The sequence below is a fragment of the Devosia sp. RR2S18 genome, from assembly GCF_030177755.1.
GTDB lineage: Bacteria > Pseudomonadota > Alphaproteobacteria > Rhizobiales > Devosiaceae > Devosia > Devosia rhizosphaerae.
In genome coordinates this window covers 3,180,908-3,201,289 of the sequence record NZ_CP126539.1, presented here as the reverse complement: position 1 = coordinate 3,201,289, position 20,382 = coordinate 3,180,908, and the positions used below count along the sequence as shown (strand labels likewise).

Below are 20,382 nucleotides of genomic sequence, written 5' to 3'. Positions count from 1 at the left end.
GTTCGGCGCAACCAGCAGAGGGCAAGCTCCCCCATGCGCCTTTCCATTCATACCCTTGGCACGCGAGGCGACGTGCAGCCTTACCTGGCGCTTGCCGAGGGCCTGGCCCGGCGCGGGCACAATGTTCAGGTGGCCGCTCCGGCCCAGTTCGCGCCCATGTTTGAAGGCAATGAGATCGGGTTCGTGCCGTTGCCGGCTGAGTTTCTCGGACTGCTCAAGACACCAGAAGGCGAAAAGGCTCTGGGACAGGGACTCGGCTTAGCCGCAGGCCTCAAGCTCTTGCGCAAGGTGCGGCCGCTGATGGGGCGGGTGCTGGAGCAGGAATGGACCGCTGCGGCTGCGTTTGAGCCCGATGCAATGATTTATCATCCCAAATCCGTTGCCGCGCCATCGATGGCGGAGCGGCTCGCCGTGCCAGCTTTTCTCGCCTCACCTCTGCCAGGCTTTACCCCCACATCAGCCTTCCCGAGCCCGGTTGTACCCTTTGCCGATCTGGGGCCGCTCAACCGGGCGAGCCATCTTCTCTCCATTCATGGCGCGGGGATGCTCTTTGGCAAGCTGATCCGGAAGTGGCGGCAGGAGGCTCTCGGACTATCTGCCCGGTCGGGCGGGTGGAAACCGACAGCGACGATCTATGCCTATAGCCGCCATGTAGTGCCCGTGCCTCTTGAATGGACCCCGGACGTCCTGGTTAGCGGCTACTGGTTCCGCGATGCACCGGAGTGGCAGCCACCCGCCGAGTTGGCGCATTTCCTTGCCGCTGGCGCGCCGCCCATCTATGTCGGCTTTGGCAGCATGCCGGGAGGCGACGAGCGCCTCACCCGCCTAGTCGTCGAAGTACTGGCGGGGACCGGCAGCAGGGGTATTCTCGCAACTGGGGGCGGGGCACTGGCGGCAGCGGCCGGCGCCCCGCACATCCATGTTCTCGGCACTGCGCCACATGACCGGCTCTTTCCTCTGATGGCAGCAACCATCCATCATGGTGGCGCGGGTACAACCGGCGCGTCGCTGCGGGCCGGCCTGCCGACCGCCGTCTGCCCGTTTTTCGGTGACCAGCCCTTCTGGGCTCGGCGCGTTGCTGCGCTTGGTGCGGGACCGGCGCGGCTCGATCGGAAGACGCTCACCCCGGTGGATCTGATCAACACCATCAGGTGCCTCAAGGATTCGACTATACAGGCCCGCGCAGTTGAACTGGGCGCCCTGATCAGCTCGGAAGACGGGGTGGCGACGGCCGTGAACTTCATTGAACAGCGTTGCGCTGCAAGGGCTTGAGCCCCGTTAACCCTGCATAGCCGACATACGGAACGGCGCCCTTGCTTATCCCGTTTTGGGACGTTATCTGTCGCGTGCCTTGTTTTCGCCCTAGCGGTGAAGGGGGTCCGCAGCGTCGGCGGAAACCATTTGTTAACGGATGTGCCGAATTCTGGGCACCACGGCAGTATGGGACCATACGATTGAGCGATTCCGGTTACTATAGCGTGCAAGCGTGCAAGCCGGCCGAAGGCGCCATTGAACTCTCCGAGTGCATCCAGGTAAAAGCAAGCTGCCCCGTCAAGGCGGGTGAGGTGGCTTTGCGGGAGAAGCTGGCGCTGCACGGCAAGCAGTTGCGCGCCAAGGTCTGGTTTCTGCGGGAGGATTTTACCCCTCAGAGTGTTCTTCTCTATGCGGCTGAGCGCAGCTAGCCCATTTCCGTGAACATCAGCCGCCGCCCTTGCGTTTCCTCCTGAACCGGAGGGATGGCCATGGCGCAGATTTTCGAAGATCGACAAGATGCAGGGCGAAAGCTGGCTCAGGCCTGCGCCGGCTTGCATTTGGATGCGCCCCTCGTGTTGGCATTGCCGCGCGGCGGCGTGCCGGTGGGGTTCGAAGTGGCACAGGCACTCGGCTCGAGCCTCGACCTGCTCTTCGTTCGCAAGTTGGGCGCACCGGGGCAGCCGGAATACGCCGTTGGTGCAATTGCCGGCACCAGCCCACCTCGAGCCGTGTTCAATGATGCGGCGCTCGCCGTCTTCCGGCCCAGCCGAGCCGATCTCGACCGCATCATCGCCACTGAAACTGCCGAGCTGGAGCGCCGCCGCCTTCATTACCGCGGCAGTCGCGCGCCAACCGACGTGTTGGGCCGCACCATAATCCTGGTCGATGATGGCATTGCTACCGGTAGCACCGTCGAGGCGGCGCTGCGAGTGCTCGGCGAAATGGAGCCGCAACGCGTCGTGCTGGCCGTGCCGGTGGCCGCTTCTTCGTCGCTCAACCGTTTGGCGCCTCTGTGCAACGAGGTTGTGTGTCTGCTGAGCGTTCACGACTTCGCGGCTGTGGGGCAGCACTACCGAGATTTCTCGCAGGTGAGCGATGCGGAGGTAATCGATCTGCTCGCGCGTGCCGGCGACTCGTAGACCGTAAGGCGTCTACACGCAAAAAGGATATGTCTCTGGCACGCCATGCGGACGTGCGATGGGGAGGGGCGTCACCGCATGAGTCTCCTCGAACCACACATAGGTATCGAACTGCTCGGGCAGCACGGCTTTGAAGTAATGGCTTTGGCGCTCCGTATCGGGGCGGTAGATGACCCCGATCGCCCGCTCCAGCCGCGGCTCAGCTAGAGCGGCACGCACTACTCCGTCGTGCCGCAGATCCATGAGCGCCCTGGGCACCCCGACATGGCGGAAGATGCGTTCGTAGGAGTCTGGGCGGGAGGGGAGCACGGTCTTGACCTGCATGGGTTCGTCCCAATCATCTGCAGCGGCCACCTCGCCGTGATCGGTGCCAAAGCCAATGGTGATCGCCTGCTCGCGATATGCCGTTTTGCAGAGTTCGCCGATGTTGAACTGGCCGCTCCACCCCATTTCGGTGGCTGACGCGTCCCCGATATGGGAGTTGTGGGCCCAGACAACTGCCTTGGCATCGGGTCCGCGATGGGCAAGCAGGGCTTCCAGCGTATCGAACATGTGCCGGTCGCGCAGGTTCCAGCTGTCATTGGAGCCGCTATACATGATGCGATAATATTGTTCGGCCGAGCGGACAATGCGGGCATTCTGCGCGGCATCGAAGAAGTCCTCGCCATCTCGGCCTACATAGTCCATCTGCCGGCTGAGGAGATCGCTCAACTGCTGAACGACAGCCGCTTCGCACGGGTCTTTCTCGCCAGTGATGACCGCACGGCCATAGTACGCCGGCTCCCCCTGCCAGGGGGTAAGGCAGCCATAGCGGCGGCGAGCCCGATGCGCTTGCTCGGGATCGACACGATCGAGGTAGTCGAGCACCTCGCCGATGGAACCACGCAGGGAATAGACATCGAGGCCCCGAAACTCGGCGCGTGTTGCCGGCGCCTTGGCTTCATTGTGGGCCCGCAGCCATTCGACAAACCCGGCAACCTCCTCGTTGCGCCACATCCAGTTGGGGAAACGGGCAAAGGATTGCTCGTCATCCCGGCCGCCGGCCCGATGCCGGACATAGCGGTCGATGCGGTTGGCATCGGGCCAGTCCGCCTCGACCGCCACGATGTTGAAGCCGTGATGCTCGATAAGCGACCGGGTAATCGCGGCCCGCGCGCAGTAGAACTCGGATGTGCCATGGCTCGCCTCGCCCAAGAGAACGATCTTGGCGTCGGCCAGCTCATCGAAAAAGGGCCCGAACTCCAGTGCGTGGCGGGGATCGGGCAGCGGCACTGCCGCATGTCGGATCTCGCGGGCGACGTCGATGGTGGCGTCGGGACTGGGGATGAGATCGGTCATGGTGGCACTCCTTTCTCCTAACGAGCAAACGCTGACCCTCGAGGCTAGCTCCGGGTCCTGTCCTAGGATCAATCCGGCAATGGCCGCGATAGCTGTTGGGTGTCACAGAACCGTCACGGCTTTGTCACCCAACCGTAAAGCACCATTGTTAGGCACGCGGCGCTCGCACTGAGACGAGCCAGCGGGGGCAGCAGTTTCCTGCTGATACTTTTTTGTCATGCAGGAGAGAACCATGGTTCGCCTATCCCTTGCCGCACTTACCATTGCCCTGACGTCGACCACCGCCTTTGCGCAAACTGAGATCAGCTGGTGGCATGCGATGGATGCCGAGTTGGGTCAGAAGCTTGAGGCGATTGCGCAGGGCTTCAACGAGAGCCAGGACGAGTTTGTTGTGGTGCCGACCTACAAGGGCGGCTACGCCGAGACCTTGACCGCGGCGATTGCCGCCTTCCGTGCCAATGAGCAGCCTGCCATCGTGCAGGTCTTCGAAGTGGGCACCGGCACCATGATGGCCGCCGAAGGAGCCGTGTACCCGGTCTACCAGCTGATGACCGACAATGATCAGCCCTGGGATCCGTCGGCGTTCCTCGAGCCGGTGACCGGCTATTATTCGGACACCGAGGGCAACATCCTCTCGATGCCGTTCAACTCCTCGACCCCGATCATGTACTACAACAAGGACGTGTTCGAGGCTGCCGGGCTTGACCCCGAGACCCCGCCCCGGACCTGGGCCGAGCTCGAGGAGATGAGCCGCACCATCATGGAGGCGGGTGCTGCCCCCTGCGGCTTCACCACCGGTTGGGTAAGCTGGGTGCAGCTGGAGAACCTCTCGGCCATTCACGACCAGCCCTATGGCACGCTCGAGAACGGCTTTGGTGGCCTGGGCACCGAGTTCACCTTCAATGGCGAGGTGCAGACCCAGCACTGGGAGAACCTCAAGGCCTGGGCTGACGAAGGCCTGTTCCAGTATGGCGGTCCGGTGGGTGGTGCCGATGCGCCGCCGAAGTTCTATGCGGGCGAATGCGCCATGTACATGAACTCCTCGGCTTCGCGCGCCGGCGTCATCGCCAACGCCACCGATTTCGAGGTCGGCTTTGCCCCGCTGCCCTATTACGACGATGCGATTGCAGAGCCCAAGAACTCGATCATCGGCGGGGCGACCCTGTGGGTGCTGAACGGCAAGGACGAGGCGGTCTATGACGGCGTTGCCCAGTTCTTCACCTATCTCTCGAGCCCCGAAGTGCAGGCCGAGTGGCACCAGGCGACCGGCTACCTGCCGATCACCAATGCCGCCTATGAGCTGGGCCAGGAGCAGGGCTATTACGGCGAGAACCCCGGTTCGGAAGTGGCCATTGAGCAGATCACCCGGGGTGAGCCGTCGGCCAACTCCAAGGGCATCCGCTTTGGCAATCTGACCCAGGTGCGCACCGTTATCGACGAAGAGTTCGAAGCTCTCCTGGCCGGCAACAAGACCGCCCAGGAAGCCCTGGACGCGGCTGTCGAGCGTGGCAACCAGATCCTGCGCGACTTCGAAGCCGCCAACAGCTAAGCCGCTGCCGCTGAGCCGCCCTGGCGGCTCAGCCACCCAATCTCCAAGGGGCCTGGCGCAGCCGTGCCAGGCCCCCTTCGATAGCAGCCTATTGCCGCCGGAGTGCCCATGCAGGCCAAGCGCACCATCTTCCCCAACAAGCTCTTGCCCTATCTGCTGCTGGCCCCGCAGCTGGCGGTCACGCTGGTGTTTTTTATCTGGCCGGCGGCCCAGGCGGTGAAGTCGAGCTTTGAGCGCGAGGACCCCTTTGGCTTCCGCACCACCTTTATCTGGTTCGAGAACTACCAGCGCCTGTTTGCCGACCCCGGTTACGTCAACGCGCTCTGGGTCACGGGGGTGTTCGCCATCTCGGTAACGCTGTTCTCGATGAGCCTGTCGCTGGTGCTGGCGGTGGCGGTCAACCGCGTGCTGCGCACCAATCGGATCTATACCACGCTGCTGGTCTGGCCCTATGCAGTGGCCCCGGTGGTGGTGGGCATTTTATGGTGGTTCATGTTCAACCCCACCATCGGCATCGCCCCCTATCTGCTGCGGGGGCTGGGCATTGGCTGGAACCATCGCGTCAATGGCGAGCAGGCCATGCTCCTGGTCATCATTGCGGCGAGCTGGAAGCAGATCTCCTACAACTTCCTGTTCTTCGTGGCGGGGCTGCAATCGGTGCCCCAATCGCTGAGCGAGGCGGCGGCCATCGATGGCGCGGGGCCCATGAAGCGGTTCTGGACCATCATCTTCCCGCTCCTGTCACCCACCTCCTTCTTCCTTTTGATCGTCAACATCAACTACGCCATGTTCGACACCTTCGGCATCATCGATGCGACCACCTCGGGCGGCCCGGGGCAGGCCACCAACATCCTGGTCTACAAGGTCTATGCCGACGGCTTTTTGGGGCTCAACATCGGCTCCTCGGCAGCCCAGTCGGTGGTGCTGATGCTGATCGTCATCGCCCTGACGGTGGTGCAGTTCCGCTATGTCGAGCGGCGCGTGCAGTACTAGGGACCAGAGGGAAACAAAACATCATGGTCGAAAACCGCCCCTGGCTGACGCTGCTCACCCATCTGGTGCTGCTGGCCGGCGTCCTTGTCGTCGCCTTCCCGGTCTATCTGGCCTTTGTCGCCTCCACCCACACCAGCGGCGACTTCTTCCGCGGGCTGGTGCCGCTCCTGCCGGGTCCGCACCTGCTGGAAAACTACGGCCGCATGCTGACCGTGGGCATCTCCACGGCCGGCGCGCCACCGCTATGGATCATGCTCACCAACTCGCTGATCATTGCGGTGATCATCGCGGTGGGCAAGATCATCATCTCGCTGCTGTCGGCCTATGCCATCGTCTTCTTCAAGTTCCCGTTCCGCCTTCTGGCCTTCTGGATCATCTTCATCACCCTGATGCTGCCGGTCGAGGTGCGCATCATCCCCACCTTTGCAGTGGTCGCCAATCTGGGCCTGCTCAACTCCTATCTGGGGCTGACCCTGCCGCTGATCGCCTCGGCGACGGCCACGTTCCTCTTCCGTCAGTTTTTCCTCACCATCCCCGATGAGCTGATGGAAGCAGCGCGGGTGGACGGGGCGGGGCCCATGAAGTTCTTCCGCGATATCCTGCTGCCGCTCAGCCGCACCAATATCGCGGCACTGTTCGTGATCCTGTTCATCTATGGCTGGGTGCAATATCTCTGGCCCCTGCTGGTGACCACCGACAGCCGCTATTACACGGTGGTCATGGGCATCAAGCGGCTGGCCGCCACGGCCGATGCCGAGCCGCAATGGCACCTGGTCATGGCCGCCGTGATGCTGGCCATGCTGCCCCCCGTCCTTATTGTCATCTTCATGCAGCGCCTCTTCGTTAAAGGCCTGGTCGAAACGGAGAAATAACCCCATGGCCACGATCACCCTGTCCGGGGTCAAAAAGACCTATCCCGGTGGCGCCCAGGTGGTGCACGGGCTCGACCTCAACATCCTCGATGGCGAACTGGTGGTGCTGGTGGGCCCTTCGGGCTGCGGCAAGTCCACGCTGCTGCGCATGATCGCCGGGCTCGAAACGGTGACCGAGGGCACCATCGCCATCGACGATGCGGTGGTCAACGACAAGGAACCTGCCGAGCGCGACATCGCCATGGTGTTCCAGAACTATGCGCTGTATCCCCATATGAGCGTGCGGCAGAACCTGGAATACGGGCTCAAGAACCGCGGCACGCCACGACCCGAGATCGACGCCCGCGTCAGTGAAGCGGCCCGCATCCTCGAGATCACGCCCTTCCTCGACCGCAAGCCGCGCCAGCTCTCGGGGGGGCAGCGCCAGCGCGTCGCCATGGGCCGCGCCATCGTGCGCCAGCCCAAGGCCTTCCTGTTCGACGAGCCGCTCTCCAATCTCGACGCCAAGCTGCGCGGGCAGATGCGCATCGAGATCCGCCGGCTCCAGCGCTCGCTGGGCACCACCAGCGTCTATGTGACCCACGACCAGCTCGAGGCCATGACCCTGGCCGATCGGCTGGTGGTGATGCATGCCGGCCGCATCGAGCAGGAGGGCAAGCCCATGGACCTCTATGAGCGGCCCGCCTCGCTCTTCGTCGCGGGGTTCATCGGCTCGCCACCCATGAACCTCATCCCCCTCGATCAGCTTCGCGCCGCCGCCGGCACGCTGCCCGACCAGCTACCCCAAGGCGCCGACATCATCGGCATCCGCCCCGACGCCCTGCGTCTGGGTCCGGGCGAAGGCATCACCCTCACCGGCGTGGTTGAACTGATCGAGCCGGTGGGCGGGGAAAGCCACCTCTATGTGCGTCTCGACCCCCTCGCCGAACCGCTGATCCTGGTTACCCACGGCCGCGCCACCGTCTCCGAAGCCCAAACCATCACCTGCCACATCCCACTCTCAGCCATCCACCCCTTCAACAGCCAATCGGGAAAACGAGTGGAGTAGGGGCAGGGCACATTGCACCCACGGATGCCTCGGCGAGCTGCGAAGCACCGGCAAAGCGCTTCCGGAGAAGCAAAGAAAGCTCAGTAACTTAGACATTCACACACGCGTGAGCTGCGCGTTTGGTGCATGGCCTCCATGCATCAACTTTTCCACCTATCCGGCGTTCGTGACTTTGCCGAAAGAGCAGAGAACAACCCTACGCCGGATAGCCCTTCTTGAACCCTGGTTCTACCCCCCGTTGCAGCCGCCGGACCGTCCTTCTCGGGACCGCGGCTTTGGCTTTGCTCACAACCACGTCGCATACAAGCGCCGCCTTGGCGCAGGACGAGAACGGGAAAGCTTCCCCGTTCGACTTTGAGAGCTTCAGCGCCCGCATGCAGGACTTGGCTGCGGTGCCGCATGCGCCGCTCGAGTTCAGGCTGCCCTCCGCCTTTGCGGGGCTCGACTACGACAGCTATCGGCTGATCCAATACCGCGCCGAGCAGAGCAAGTGGCTAGCCGAGGACAACGGCTATCGCATCCAGGCCTTCCACATGGGCTGGCTCTACCCCGAGCCGATCAAGCTCTTCGAAATCGAAGAGGGGCAGGCCAGCCCGATCGAGTTCACGGCGGGAGATTTCGAGTATCATGACAGCGAGGTGAAGCAGGCAGCCGCCGCGCTCGGCGAATTCTCAGGTGTCGCTGGCTTCCGCGTCAACCATCCGCTCAATCGCGCCGGAGCCTGGGACGAGCTGGTCTCCTTCCTGGGTGCGAGCTATTTCCGCGCCCTTGGCCGCGATAACATCTACGGGCTGAGCGCACGCGGCCTCGTGCTTAATTCCTGGGTTGATGTGCCTGAGGAATTCCCGCGCTTTTCCGAGTTCTATCTCGAAAAGCCGATGGGCGATGGGCCGCTCACGATCTATGCCGCGCTTGAAAGCCCCAGCGTCACTGGCGCCTATCGCTTTGTCATCACGCCTGCCTCCGACACTGTGCAGGAAACGACAATGGACGTCACAGCGCGCCTGTTCTTCCGCAGCGATGTCCAGGAAATCGGCGTTGCGCCGCTTACCTCTATGTTCCTGTTCGCCGAAGCGAACCGAACCAGTTTCGACGATTATCGGCCGCAGGTGCACGACAGCAATGGCTTGCTTGTCGAGCGGGAGAACGGCGAGGTCATGTGGCGGGCGCTCAACAATTCCGCTGATCTCGGTAACTCCTATTTATGGGAGAATAATCCGCGTGCCTTCGGCCTCTATCAGCGCGGACGCAATTTCGAAACCTATCAGGATGCGGGCGCCCATTACGAGCGCCGCCCCTCGCTGCGGGTTGAACCTGTCGGATCCTGGGGGCAGGGCACGGTGCGGCTAATCGAAATCCCCGCAAAGCTCGAAGCCGACGACAACATCGTCGCCTTTTTCGTGCCGTCCGAGCCGGTGCTGGCCGGCCAGTCGCGCGAATATGCCTATCGGTTGATCTGGGGCAATCTCGACCCGTGGAGCAACTCCAATCTCGCCTATGTCGCCGAGACGCGTGCCGGGCAGGGCGGAGTATCCGGCGTTGAGAATGCTGCAAGCCTGCGGAAATTTGTGGTGGACTTCGTCGGAGGGGAGCTGGCCGACTGGCCCGCGGGTATGCAGATCGACGTCGTTGCGACAGTGTCCGGTGGTGTAGCCCAGCATACTGCTCTCTCACGTGTTGACGCCAATGGCGCTTGGCGCCTGGTTTTCGACGTAGAATCCGACGGGACAACCCCGCTCGAGCTGCGCGCCTACCTGGTGGGCGACGGCCGGCAACTTACCGAAACTTGGCTCTACCAATGGAGGCCCGCAAATGAAGCATGATGGGCAATTTCCTTTCGCCTACGGCTTGCCGGATGCCCCGATGGCCATGCCCAAGCAGCAGCTGGAACGTCGGCGCTCCCTGTTCGGCGCCCTGCGCGACGTCTTCCTGGTTCTTGCGGTTCGCTAGGTAATTCCGATCACCATGGCCCGGCCCATCCTTCTCCGTACTCTGATGTTGGCCGCAGCTTTTGTGGTGGGCCTGCTCGGTAGTTACCTCTTCATGCGCTATACCGGGCAGGGTGGCGTGACCTTCCTCGACCTCGTCCGCGGGGTGCTGGTGCTGATCAGCGGCTTTTGGCTGATCTGGGGGGCGTCGGCCGCGGTGCTTGGTGTCTTCGCCGCCGAACGGGTGCCGGTAGCCAAAGTTGCGCTGCCTGTGGGCATGACCGTAATCCTCGTGCCCATCTACAATGAAGATCCGGTGGAGACCTTTGCCCGCATAGCGGCGATGAACCGCGGCCTAGTGGAGCTGGGTTTCTCCGACCGCTTCCATTTTGCCATCCTCTCGGACACGACTTCAATCGAAGTCGCCGCTCAGGAAGTGCTCTGGTTCGAGCAACTGCTGCGTGAGCCCCAGGCAGCAGGCCGCATTTTCTACCGCCGCCGCGAGCGCAATACGGGTCGCAAGGCTGGCAATATCGAGGATTTCATCGCCCGTTCCGGCGGTGCCTACGACTACGCGTTAATCCTCGATGCCGACAGCTTGATGGAAGCCGAGACGATTGGTGAGCTTGCCCGCCGTATGGATGCCGACGCCAAGCTCGGCCTGCTGCAGACCGTGCCCCGCATCATCCATGCGCAGACGCTCTTTGGCCGTATGATGCAGTTTTCTTCGGCCTATCTTTCGCCAGTCTTCGCACGCGGCGCGGCCCTGATGCAGGGACGCGAAGGGCCCTACTGGGGGCACAACGCCATTGTTCGCGTTCGTGCTTTTGCCGCCAGTTGCGGATTGCCCGAGCTCTCAGGGAAGCCGCCTTTTGGCGGGCACATCCTGAGCCATGACTACGTGGAAGCGGCGCTGCTTTCGCGCAACGGTTGGACGGTGCTGGTTGACCCTCATCTGGGGGGCTCCTTCGAGGAGGGGCCAGAGAACCTCATTGAATATGCCAAGCGCGACCGCCGCTGGTGCCAAGGCAATCTGCAACATGGGCGTCTGTTGGGTGCACCCGGTCTCAAATTCTGGAGCCGCTTCACCTTCCTTCAGGGTATCATGGCCTATATGGCCTCTCCGCTCTGGCTGCTGTTGCTCGCCACCAGTCTGCTTGCGGCCATTTTTCCCGACCATCCCCGTGCGTTCTTTGGATTCAACACGCCACCCGTGCCGATGTGGACACTGGGCGCTGCTGTTGCCGCCGTGCTGATCGTGCCCAAGTTCATGATCCTGCTTCGGGGCTTGGCTGGCCGCAATCAGCGCTTCGGTGGCTCAGCACGGGCGCTCCTATCCGTCTGTGGCGAAATCCTCTTCTCGACGGTCCTTGCTCCCGTGATGCTGATGCTGCAAACGCGCGCCGTGCTGCAGGTGCTGCTGGGCCTCGATGGCGGCTGGCCAGCCACCCAAAGAGGTCAGAATTGGATCAGCCCCGCTGATGCCCTGCGGGCAAGCTGGTGGATCGTTGCGCTGGGTGCTTTCGTGCTGGCCGCGGCCATGCTGTGGGCTCCCGCAGTTACGCTCTGGGTGGCGCCCGCGGCAGTGCCGGCAATGCTTGCGCCGCTCCTGATCTCGTTCAGTTCGCGCCCGCCGCGCCGGACTGCCCTGCCGTGGTTTTTCCTCAGCGATGCCGAGCTTTCGCCTGCCAAGGTCATGCGCGACCAAGCCGCAGTGCTCGAAGCCTGGACCAAGCCAGAAACTGCTTTCGCGGTTCCAATAGCCAGGACCGCCCAGCATGTCGCTGCCTGAGGCCGCGGTGCCCCGTTCATCGACAAGCCTCCAGCCCCCAGGCTGGCGGCGATCCATTTGGCCCAGCTCTGCTGGTCAAGACACCACCGGGGTGCCCACAGGGCGCGATCCGCGGCTCGACATGTTCCGTGGTCTGGCTCTCGTGATGATCTTCATCAACCACGTCCCAGGCACGGTCTACGAGACCTTCACCAATCGAAATTTCGGCTTCTCGGATGCGGCGGAGGCTTTCGTCTTCATGTCCGGTCTTGCGGCCGGGCTTGCGTATTCGAACCGCTTCCGGGGCGGCAATCTCTGGGCCGCTACGGCCAAGGTTTGGGCGCGTGCCCGGCAGCTCTATTTCGTCCACATCAGTATCACCTTGCTGAGCCTTGCGATTTTCGCGGCGGCGGCAAAATGGTTCGGCGTGCCCGAGCTTCTGAGTAAGAACAACATCGCGCCGCTGTTTCAGCAGCCGCTCAGTGCCATCGTCGGCCTTCCCCTGCTCAGCTACCAACTCGGCTATCTCAACATCCTGCCACTCTACATGATGCTGCTGCTGGCAACGCCGCTCTTGATGATCGGCGGGCTCAAGCGCCCATGGCTGGTGCTAAGCTTGTCTCTGCTCCTCTGGGCGGTGGCGGGGCAGTGGCGCCTAAACCTGCCCAACTTTCCGCAATCGGGTGGCTGGTTCTTCAATCCGCTGGCTTGGCAGGTACTCTTCGTCGTCGGCCTGCTCTCGGGAGCCGCAATGAAGGTGGGAAGCCGCTTCATTCCCTACTCGCGCGGCCTCTGGGTCGCCGCCGGCGCTTTTCTCTTGTTCGTGCTGCTCTGGATGAAGATACCACCCTTGGGCGAGCTGGGGCGGCAGGGCCTCGGGGCTCTCTCGAAGCTCGGAGTGCCATTCTACATCACCTGGTTCGACAAGAGCTTCCTGGCCCTGCCGCGACTGCTCCACGCCTTGGCACTCTTCTACTTTCTCGCCTATTTGCCTGGCGTCCGCCAGGCCGCGGGATCGGCTCTGGCGGCCCCGTTACGTCTCCTGGGCCGACAGGGCCTGCCGGTCTTTGCCACCGGTACCGTCTTCAGCATGTTGCTGCAGGCGATCAAGGAAGGTCGGCAGCCCGAGCCGCTCTTCGACGGAATGCTGTTGGGGGCGGGCCTGGTGGCGCTGTGGCTGCTCGCCTGGGCGCTCACCAAGACGCAGCAGGCAAGTCGGCCCCAGCTGGCTTAGTCCCTGCCGCGGAAGCGGCGCTGATAGGCGGGATCATAAAGCGCGCTTTCGCGGAAGTCCTCAGCACCCAGGCTTTGGCCCACAAAGATGATGGCTGTCCGCTCCACCGGATCGGCCGAGAACCGCTCCTCGATATCGCCCAATGTGCCCCGAATGATCTTCTCCTCCGGCCAGGATGCATGCGCGACAATCGCCACCGGGCAGTCAGCGCCATAAATTGGTGTTAGTTCGGCAACGACCCGGTCCAGGGCATGAATGGCAAGGTGAATGCCAAGCGTCGCGCCGGTGGCACCGAAACCGCGCAGCGTCTCCCCTTCTGGCATGGGCGAGGCGCGTCCACCCACACGCGTCAGCACCAAGCTTTGCGCCGTGGCCGGAATGGTCAATTCGCGCCCCAGTGCCGCTGCTGCGGCAGCGAAGGCCGGCACGCCCGGCGTCACGGTATAGGCAATACCGAGCCTATCGAGCCGCCGCATTTGCTCGGCCACCGCGCTCCACATGGCGAGGTCCCCCGAATGCAGGCGCGCCACGTCCTGTCCCGCTCCATGCGCGCGTTTGTACTCGGCTTCGATCTCGTCGAGCGACAGGGGCGCCGTGTCGACCAGCTGTGCATCCGGCGGGCACCAGGCCAGCATTTCGGCCGGCACGATCGAGCCGGCATAAAGGCACACGGGACAGCGGGCGAGCAGGTCACGCCCGCGTACGGTAATGAGATCCGCCGCTCCGGGGCCGGCGCCGATGAAGTGCACTGTCATGGCTTGCTCCAGCTCCATTGGGTGATCGGCATGGCCGGTCGCCACCCCGTCATCCCCCCCACCGCGTCGGCCCGCGAGATGGCGATGCGGGTGAGATTGCCGCCCAACTCCGCATGGCGTGCAAGGAGCATCGCTTCCATCTCCAGCGTCACCGCGTTTGCGACCAGCCTACCGCCCGCCCGCAGGGCGGCAAGTGCGCTATCGAGGACGCCAGGGTCGCTGCCGCCGCCGCCGATGAAAATTGCATGGGGAGGTTCGAGCCCACTCAGCGCGTCGGGAGCAGAGCCGAGCACCACCTTGAGGTCAGGCACGCCGAGTGCCTTGGCATTCCGCTCCACTCGTGTGGCGCGCTCTGCATCGGCTTCGATGGCAATGGTGCGGAGGCTTGAATCGGCCAGCATCCATTCAATGCCGACCGAGCCTGAGCCAGCGCCGATATCCCATAGTAATTCGCCATGGCGGGGCGCCAGGGTAGATAGCGTCAGTGCGCGGATATCGCGCTTGGTGATCTGTCCGTCATGCTCGAAGAGGCTGTCATCGAGACCGGGAGCAAGCTGCAGGACGCGGGCGCCGGGCAGAGCGACCACGCTGACGGCGCAGACATTGAGCGGGTCGACGTCGGCGAGCCCGAAGTTCACCGCAACCTGGCTGCGGATTTTTTCGCGGGGGCCGCCCAGGGCCTCCAGCACGGAGATTATGGAGATGCCGAAGCCGGCTTCGGTAAGCAGGCGCGCCAAGGCCGCCGGGCCATGCTCATCAGAGGTCAAGGTCAGGATGCGGGCGCCCGGCTGAAGATGGGGCCGGATCAGGTCGAGCGGTCGCCCATGGAGCGAAACGGTGGCAACGTCCTGCAATGGCCAACCCAGCCGGCTGGCAGCGAGGCTGAATGCGGAGGGATGCGGAAACACCCGCATCTGCGCCGCATCAATGTGTCGGACCAGTGTGGCACCAACGCCAAACATAAATGGGTCCCCAGACGCGAGGACACAGGTACTTTTGCCACGGCTGGCCAGCACGGCATCCACGGAGCCTGAGAATGGCGACAGCCAGACTTGCGTTTTGCCTGTTATAGCGGGCGCCGCAAGTTCAAGGTGGCGGGCGCCACCAAAGACGATCTCGGCGTCGGCGATGGCCGCGCGCGCCGCTTCCCCGATGCCCGCCAACCCATCCTCGCCGATACCGACGATGCTGAGCCAACTCACAATCGCTCTCCAGCCGAGCGTGGGGAATAAACCAGCGGTGCCTGTCCTGGACGTTCGATGATCCGGGTGTCGGGAGAACCAATGATAACGCAGGTGGCCATGTCGGCCCGGTTGGGGTCAGCTTCGGCCAGAGTGACCACCGTGATTGCCTCATCGGGGCGGCCAGCGGCGCGACCGAAGATCACCGGTGTCGACCAGGGCAGAACCTCCCGCAGAATGGCGAAGGCGGTTCCCAACTGCCAAGGGCGTGCCCTGCTGATGGGATTATAGAGCGCGATCACCAATCCGGCGCCAGCCACGGCCCGCAGTCGCTGTTCGATCAGCGGCCAAGGCTTGAGGTTGTCCGAGAGCGAAATCGCGCAAAAGTCATGTCCCAACGGCGCTCCGGCGCGGGCAGCGACGGCTAGCATCGCGGTCACCCCAGGCACAACTTCCAGGTGCAGCTCACGCCAGGCAGGCGGCCCATCCTCGATGGCTTCGCAAATCGCCGCCGCCATGGCGAAAACGCCTGGATCGCCACCCGACACAACACAGACCTGCTCGCCCGAGGCGGCCGTCATCAGCGCATCCTTGGCGCGCGCCAGTTCTTCGCGGTTATCGGAAGCGACGCGCCGCTGGTCTGGCCGCAACTGGAGGCGATCCAGATAAGGGCCGTACCCAAAGAAGACGTTTGATCGCTCGATAGCCGAGAGGGCTTCCGGGGTGGTTTGCGCGGGATTGCCGGGGCCAGTCCCGACGACGATCAGCTGCCCACTCATGGCCTCGTACTCCAGCCCGGTACCAGCACGAGGGCGAAATAGGGTGCTATATCGTCCGCCTTGCGGGCGAGGGGCATGGAATACCCATTCGCCATGGTCCCCCGTTCGACATAGATGGCGCCGTCGAGCCGACCGGATGCTGCCAATGCCCGCCTAATTTTGGGCAGGTTGCGCCCCACCTTCATGATCACCGCGCCATCACTGCCGTCCAGTCGCCCGGCGAGATCTGTTTCCTCCAGCGTCCCAGGCAGCACCGTGAGGATATCGTCGCCCTGCACCAGCGGCAGGCCCGCCGCCGACCAGCAGCCCGACATGGCCGTGATCCCGGGGATGACTTCGGTGTCATAGCGTGGGGCCAGACGCACATGCAGATGCATGTAGCTGCCGTAGAACAGCGGATCGCCTTCGCTGAGCACGGCTACATTGCGGCCAGCATCGAGATGGCTGGCGACGCGACGGGCGGCATCCTCGTAAAACGCGGTTGTGGCGCTCTTATAATCCGCATGGCGCCGGTCGATCTCGGTGGTGACCGGATACCCAAGCGGCTCCTCGATGGTGCCGGGCCGGATCAGCCCCGCAACAATGGCTTTGGCATTGCTGGAATTGCCCTGCTTGGCGAAAAACGCCACGACATCGGCGTTCTCGATGGCGCGGGCGGCCTTGAGGGTAAGGAGTTCGGGGTCGCCCGGGCCCGTACCGACGCCGATGAGCTTGCCGATCATATGCCCGGCCTCGCCAAGGCATTGAGCGCAGCTGCCGTCATGGCAGAGCCGCCAAGCCGTCCCCGCACGATGGCAAAGGGCACCCCATAGGAATTCTCAGCCAGCGCATCCTTGGATTCAGCGGCACCGACGAAGCCAACTGGCATGCCTAAGATCGCGGCTGGTTTCGGTGCCCCATCACGGAGAAGTTCGAGCAAGTGGAAGAGTGCGGTTGGCGCATTGCCGATGGCGACAACGGCGCCTGCGAGCCGTGGCAGCCAAAGCCGCAGCGCTGCGGCCGAGCGGGTGTTGCCGATCTCGCCAGCCAGGGCAGGTGTCTGCGGGTCCCTCAGTGTGCAGAGCACCTCGTTGCTTGCCGGGAGGCGCGCTGCTGTTACGCCTCGTGCCACCATCTCAGCATCGCAGAATATGAGGGCGCCTGCTGCAAGTGCGGCGCGCGCAGTGGCGACGAAGCCGGGGCCGAAAACGAAATGCTCTGCTGCCTCGACCATGCCCGCGGCGTGGATCATCCGTATCGCCAATTCCGCCTCGTCGGCGGAAAAGCGCGACAGATCGGCTTCCGCTCGGATGATGGCGAAAGACTGCCGGTAGATGGCATCGCCATCCTTAATATAGTCGTACTGCACCATCTCACCCCTGCTGCAGGGCTTGCGTGAGCGCAGACTCGATCTGGTCTTCTTGCAACAACATGCGCGGTGTATCGCCTGCCGTGCCGCCGACCACAAGACCACAACCATCGCCAGTGCCGACCAGTGTGTAATCGATGGGGCGGGGGTGAGCACAGCCTTTGACGCAGCCAGACACATGCAGGTGCTGCGGCGAACGCGGCAAGTTGTGGGCCGCCAACTGACTGGCGATCCGCCGTGCGGGGATATGCCCTGAGGCGCAGCCTTGGCTGCCGATGCAGGCGCTGATCCGCAGGCGAGCGTCAGAGCTTTGCGTGACGAACCCCAGCGCACCGGCTTCCCTTCCAAATGCCTCGTCGCCACCGATAGCGATTAAGCCGTGATGCGGCGCGAGAACGAAGGCAGCGACACGCGCCGCATCGGCCACGCCCGCAAGCTCGACCAGTGTTCTCCCGTCCGTGGCCCCGAATGGCAGTGTCAACCCAAACGCCGCCCCTGATCGGAGTACAACGGTGCCCACGTTAGGTTCAACTGTGCCGCTGCGTTGCGGTGGTCCTGAGACTAAATCCGCTCCCCGTGCCGCAGGCCCGCGTGCCGCGATCTGCTTTAACGCGTCGAGTGCCTTCGCCACCGCCTCTTGTGCAGAACAGCTCTCCGCTTCACCCCGTCCAATCGCAAACAGCCACTCATTGCCCCCGTTGGCGGTAAGTCGGATATCCGCCTTGAGGGCATCGAGACGGACCTGCCCGCCTCCATCCACAATTACAGTGACCTTGGGGCCTAAACGACCCTCCAGCTCCCGGGCAGCGTCGCGAATACGCTGTGCTAAGGAACGCGGATCTGCCTGCTCCTGTGGGTCCTCGCCCGCCAAAGGCGGTGTCTCGACGACGAGGCCGCGTTCGATGGCGACTGTCTGTTCCACCGCTGCCGCAAAGAGGGGGGCAGTGCCCTTGCTCAGCCCCCGAACCTGCAGATTGCCTCTGGCGCTGATCTCCACCAAGCCATTGCCATGCGCGATGGCTAACTGACCGATCTCGGCCAACTGCCCCGGCGTAAGCCGCGCCCCACGCACGCGAATGCGCGCCAAAAGACCATCGCCGGTCTGCATGGGGGCATCAAGCGAGGGGCAGGCGCCGCGGCGCCGTGGCAGGTCTATCGGCAGGGCCAAGGACATGGCGCCGGTTTAGCACGCTTGTGCCACCGGACAGAAGCCTCAGCGCTTACGCAGGAGGTAGGTATCCATGATCCAGCCATGCCGCTCACGTGCGGCCTTGCGGGTGGCGACGATCTCGTCACGGACATCGCCCAATCGTCCGCTGACGGTAATTTCGTCTAAGGTGCCAAGATAGGCGCCCCAGAAGATTTCAAGATCCGCATCGGCTTCCATGAACGCTGTCTGCCCGTCGAGCATAACCACGCTATCTTCCGCCACATCCCCGAGCCGCCGGCCGGTGGTGATGTGGACCGGCATGCCGATGCGGTTGAGCGCAATCCCATGCGCTGCCGTCAGCGCCTGGATGGCTGTGATGCCGGGGATAATCTCGACCGCGATTGCCTCAGTCTCCCGCAGGCGCTCGATAATGCGGATGGTGGAATCATAAAGCCCCGGGTCACCCCAGACCAGGAACGCTCCAGCCCCGTCCTCCGGCACCTCCCTGAGCAGCCCGGAAAAGCGCTGCGCCAGCGCCCGGTGCCACTCTTCCACGCCCCCCTCATAGTCGGGATTTGCGGCATCGCGCCTAGGCACATCATACAGAATGGAGCGGCTCGCCGGATTGGTGACATAGCGCGCGATGATGTCGCGCCGCACCTCGGCCAGATCGCCCTTGCCGGCGCCCTTGTCGGGAATAAACAGCACATCCGCCCGGTTGAGGGCATTGATGGCCTGCACGGTGACGTGCTCGGGATTGCCCGTTCCGATGCCGATGATGAGAAGGGTCTTCATGAAGAGAAGGCTTTGCATCCGGCCGGAGCGTCTGGCAAGCGCTCTCAGCGGCGATCGCTCGAAATCCGCGCCACCGAATTGCGCACGATGAGTTCGGCCCGCAGCAGAACCTCGTTCTGCCGCGGCGCCTCGCCCTCCAACAACGCCAACAGCAATTCCATCGCTTCCTCACCCATCTTGAGGCGCGGCTGCTTCATGGTGGTGAGCGATGGGGAGACAAAGTTGGCAAAGGAGATGTCGTCAAACCCCATCACCGAAAACTGTCGCGGCAGATCATAGCGCCGTGCATTGAGCGCGATGATCACGCCCAGGGCTGTCGCGTCGTTCACGCAAAAAAACGCGGTGGGCAGCACATCGCGCACAAACATATGCTCGGCTGCCGCGCGGCCGCTTTCCGTCGTGCCATCACCATCCAGGATCAGCCGCGGCTCGATGGGTATGCCGGCGCCCTCCAGCGCCGCGCGATAGCCGCGCTCGCGCAGCGTGTTGATCATCTTGCTCGTGGAGCGGCCGATAAAACCGATGCGGCGGTGCCCCTGCGAGATCAGATGCTCGGTGGCGATCCGCGCTCCTTCGAAATTGTCCACGCCCACAAAGGGAACGTCGCTGTCGGGAACTGGCTCGTTGACGGCGACCATAGGCGGTAGCCGTGTCAGCGGGCCCTCCTGGCCAAAGCCATAGGGTAGGTGCCCGGTAAAGAGGATGAGCCCGTCTGCCTGGTTGGAACTGATGAAACGCAGATAGTCCGTCTCTCGGCTGGGGTCGTTCTGCGTATTGCCGATCAGCACACCATAGCCGCGCTTGCTTGCTTCTGTCTCGAGCCCCACCAGGATGTTGGAGAAGTTCGGGTCGCCGACATCGGGGGCAAGGATAAGGATCATGTTACTGCGCCGCATGCGCAGCGAGCGGGCCATGGCATTGGTGGTGTAGCCGGTCTGGGCGATCGCCTCGGTCACCCGCCGCCGGGTTTCTGCCGCCACCTTTGTAGGCTCGTTGATGGCGCGGCTGACGGTGGCGATGGACACGCCGGCCCGCGCCGCGACATCTTCAATGGTGGCCAGTTTCCGTTGCAGCACTTGGCGCTCCGACCCGCGCGATCCTCCCCCGGGTGGCCCGCTTTTTGCCTTTAGCACAAGGTGCGAGCGACACCAGAGCCTGTACACAAGCTATAGGCTCTGCAGGCACTGTAAACCTTTACATCAATCCTGAAAACCTTTACATCTGAGCTCGTGGACAGAGAGCCGGCTC

General features: G+C 63.4%; 20 protein-coding genes. 11 read left to right on the top strand and 9 right to left on the bottom strand.

From position 1 onward, the window contains the following. Positions 1–33 precede the first annotated feature (33 nt). From QOV41_RS15745 to QOV41_RS15735, 3 genes are all read left to right on the top strand, one after another. On the top strand, positions 34–1,272 hold the full coding sequence (locus QOV41_RS15745) for a glycosyltransferase (RefSeq protein WP_284577748.1): 1,239 nt from the start codon (positions 34–36) through the stop codon (positions 1,270–1,272). 182 nt (positions 1,273–1,454) lie between these two features. Then, positions 1,455–1,682 (top strand): hypothetical protein, encoded by a 228-nt coding sequence (locus QOV41_RS15740; protein WP_284577747.1) that lies wholly within the window; start codon positions 1,455–1,457, stop codon positions 1,680–1,682. Between the two features lie 60 nt (positions 1,683–1,742). Then, entirely contained in the window at positions 1,743–2,393 is a 651-nt protein-coding gene (locus QOV41_RS15735; RefSeq protein WP_284577746.1) for a phosphoribosyltransferase, read from the top strand. Positions 2,394–2,405: 12 nt separating this feature from the next. Here QOV41_RS15735 and QOV41_RS15730 read toward each other — a convergent pair whose 3' ends face one another. After that, a complete protein-coding gene (locus tag QOV41_RS15730; protein WP_284577745.1) occupies positions 2,406–3,731 on the bottom strand; it encodes an erythromycin esterase family protein in 1,326 nt (441 codons plus the stop codon). A gap of 232 nt (positions 3,732–3,963) precedes the next feature. On the opposite strand from QOV41_RS15730, the gene ugpB reads away from it, so the two are divergent. The 8 genes from ugpB (at position 3,964) to QOV41_RS15690 (ending at position 13,126) form a co-directional block, all read left to right on the top strand. Continuing rightward, positions 3,964–5,280, top strand: a complete 1,317-nt coding sequence (ugpB, locus tag QOV41_RS15725; protein WP_284577744.1) for a sn-glycerol-3-phosphate ABC transporter substrate-binding protein UgpB — start codon at positions 3,964–3,966, stop codon at positions 5,278–5,280. Between the two features lie 108 nt (positions 5,281–5,388). Beyond that, the gene (gene ugpA, locus QOV41_RS15720; protein WP_284577743.1) at positions 5,389–6,273 is read left to right on the top strand and encodes a sn-glycerol-3-phosphate ABC transporter permease UgpA; all 885 of its coding nucleotides are present in this window, start codon (positions 5,389–5,391) and stop codon (positions 6,271–6,273) included. 23 nt (positions 6,274–6,296) lie between these two features. Then, on the top strand, positions 6,297–7,145 hold the full coding sequence (gene ugpE / locus QOV41_RS15715; protein ID WP_284577742.1) for a sn-glycerol-3-phosphate ABC transporter permease UgpE: 849 nt from the start codon (positions 6,297–6,299) through the stop codon (positions 7,143–7,145). A 4-nt stretch (positions 7,146–7,149) separates the two neighbouring features. Then, on the top strand, positions 7,150–8,193 hold the full coding sequence (locus QOV41_RS15710; RefSeq protein WP_284577741.1) for a sn-glycerol-3-phosphate import ATP-binding protein UgpC: 1,044 nt from the start codon (positions 7,150–7,152) through the stop codon (positions 8,191–8,193). Positions 8,194–8,468: 275 nt separating this feature from the next. Next, positions 8,469–10,016, top strand: a complete 1,548-nt coding sequence (locus QOV41_RS15705; RefSeq protein ID WP_284577740.1) for an OpgD/OpgG family glucan biosynthesis protein — start codon at positions 8,469–8,471, stop codon at positions 10,014–10,016. Next, positions 10,006–10,143, top strand: coding sequence for a hypothetical protein (locus QOV41_RS15700; RefSeq protein ID WP_284577739.1), 138 nt, complete (start codon positions 10,006–10,008; stop codon positions 10,141–10,143). Before QOV41_RS15705 ends, QOV41_RS15700 begins: the two co-directional genes overlap by 11 nt. 15 nt (positions 10,144–10,158) lie before the next feature. Then, positions 10,159–11,913, top strand: coding sequence for a glucans biosynthesis glucosyltransferase MdoH (gene mdoH, locus QOV41_RS15695; protein WP_284577738.1), 1,755 nt, complete (start codon positions 10,159–10,161; stop codon positions 11,911–11,913). Beyond that, the gene (locus tag QOV41_RS15690) at positions 11,900–13,126 is read left to right on the top strand and encodes an OpgC family protein (protein ID WP_284577737.1); all 1,227 of its coding nucleotides are present in this window, start codon (positions 11,900–11,902) and stop codon (positions 13,124–13,126) included. The genes mdoH and QOV41_RS15690 overlap by 14 nt, the downstream gene beginning before the upstream one ends. Here the strand turns inward: QOV41_RS15690 and cobM are convergent. The 8 genes from cobM to QOV41_RS15650 are packed head-to-tail and all read right to left on the bottom strand — an operon-like array spanning position 13,123 to position 20,210. Beyond that, the gene (gene cobM, locus QOV41_RS15685) at positions 13,123–13,881 is read right to left on the bottom strand and encodes a precorrin-4 C(11)-methyltransferase (RefSeq protein ID WP_284577736.1); all 759 of its coding nucleotides are present in this window, start codon (positions 13,879–13,881) and stop codon (positions 13,123–13,125) included. The two genes, QOV41_RS15690 and cobM, sit on opposite strands and share 4 nt — an antisense overlap. Then, on the bottom strand, positions 13,878–15,083 hold the full coding sequence (gene cbiE, locus QOV41_RS15680; protein ID WP_415926723.1) for a precorrin-6y C5,15-methyltransferase (decarboxylating) subunit CbiE: 1,206 nt from the start codon (positions 15,081–15,083) through the stop codon (positions 13,878–13,880). The genes cobM and cbiE overlap by 4 nt, the downstream gene beginning before the upstream one ends. After that, entirely contained in the window at positions 15,080–15,841 is a 762-nt protein-coding gene (locus QOV41_RS15675) for a precorrin-3B C(17)-methyltransferase (protein WP_284577735.1), read from the bottom strand. Before QOV41_RS15675 ends, cbiE begins: the two co-directional genes overlap by 4 nt. Further along, complete coding sequence (locus tag QOV41_RS15670) at positions 15,838–16,563, bottom strand: precorrin-2 C(20)-methyltransferase (RefSeq protein WP_284577734.1); 726 nt, start codon at positions 16,561–16,563, stop codon at positions 15,838–15,840. The genes QOV41_RS15675 and QOV41_RS15670 overlap by 4 nt, the downstream gene beginning before the upstream one ends. Continuing rightward, on the bottom strand, positions 16,560–17,192 hold the full coding sequence (locus tag QOV41_RS15665) for a precorrin-8X methylmutase (RefSeq protein WP_284577733.1): 633 nt from the start codon (positions 17,190–17,192) through the stop codon (positions 16,560–16,562). The genes QOV41_RS15670 and QOV41_RS15665 overlap by 4 nt, the downstream gene beginning before the upstream one ends. A gap of 1 nt (position 17,193) precedes the next feature. Next, entirely contained in the window at positions 17,194–18,363 is a 1,170-nt protein-coding gene (locus QOV41_RS15660) for a precorrin-3B synthase (RefSeq protein ID WP_284577732.1), read from the bottom strand. A gap of 39 nt (positions 18,364–18,402) precedes the next feature. After that, complete coding sequence (gene cobF / locus QOV41_RS15655) at positions 18,403–19,134, bottom strand: precorrin-6A synthase (deacetylating) (protein ID WP_284577731.1); 732 nt, start codon at positions 19,132–19,134, stop codon at positions 18,403–18,405. A gap of 44 nt (positions 19,135–19,178) precedes the next feature. Next, a complete protein-coding gene (locus tag QOV41_RS15650; RefSeq protein ID WP_284577730.1) occupies positions 19,179–20,210 on the bottom strand; it encodes a LacI family DNA-binding transcriptional regulator in 1,032 nt (343 codons plus the stop codon). Positions 20,211–20,382: the final 172 nt, after the last annotated feature.

Coding starts and splice junctions, on each gene's coding strand:
- QOV41_RS15735 (WP_284577746.1), top strand. CDS start 1,743: ATGGCGCAGATTTTCGAAGATCGACAAGATGCAGGGCGAAAGCTGGCT.
- ugpB (WP_284577744.1), top strand. CDS start 3,964: ATGGTTCGCCTATCCCTTGCCGCACTTACCATTGCCCTGACGTCGACC.
- mdoH (WP_284577738.1), top strand. CDS start 10,159: ATGGCCCGGCCCATCCTTCTCCGTACTCTGATGTTGGCCGCAGCTTTT.
- QOV41_RS15730 (WP_284577745.1), bottom strand. CDS start 3,731: ATGACCGATCTCATCCCCAGTCCCGACGCCACCATCGACGTCGCCCGC.
- QOV41_RS15665 (WP_284577733.1), bottom strand. CDS start 17,192: ATGGTGCAGTACGACTATATTAAGGATGGCGATGCCATCTACCGGCAG.
- cobM (WP_284577736.1), bottom strand. CDS start 13,881: ATGACAGTGCACTTCATCGGCGCCGGCCCCGGAGCGGCGGATCTCATT.
- QOV41_RS15745 (WP_284577748.1), top strand. CDS start 34: ATGCGCCTTTCCATTCATACCCTTGGCACGCGAGGCGACGTGCAGCCT.
- QOV41_RS15660 (WP_284577732.1), bottom strand. CDS start 18,363: ATGTCCTTGGCCCTGCCGATAGACCTGCCACGGCGCCGCGGCGCCTGC.
- ugpE (WP_284577742.1), top strand. CDS start 6,297: ATGGTCGAAAACCGCCCCTGGCTGACGCTGCTCACCCATCTGGTGCTG.
- ugpA (WP_284577743.1), top strand. CDS start 5,389: ATGCAGGCCAAGCGCACCATCTTCCCCAACAAGCTCTTGCCCTATCTG.
- cobF (WP_284577731.1), bottom strand. CDS start 19,134: ATGAAGACCCTTCTCATCATCGGCATCGGAACGGGCAATCCCGAGCAC.
- QOV41_RS15675 (WP_284577735.1), bottom strand. CDS start 15,841: ATGAGTGGGCAGCTGATCGTCGTCGGGACTGGCCCCGGCAATCCCGCG.
- QOV41_RS15690 (WP_284577737.1), top strand. CDS start 11,900: ATGTCGCTGCCTGAGGCCGCGGTGCCCCGTTCATCGACAAGCCTCCAG.
- QOV41_RS15670 (WP_284577734.1), bottom strand. CDS start 16,563: ATGATCGGCAAGCTCATCGGCGTCGGTACGGGCCCGGGCGACCCCGAA.
- QOV41_RS15700 (WP_284577739.1), top strand. CDS start 10,006: ATGAAGCATGATGGGCAATTTCCTTTCGCCTACGGCTTGCCGGATGCC.
- QOV41_RS15710 (WP_284577741.1), top strand. CDS start 7,150: ATGGCCACGATCACCCTGTCCGGGGTCAAAAAGACCTATCCCGGTGGC.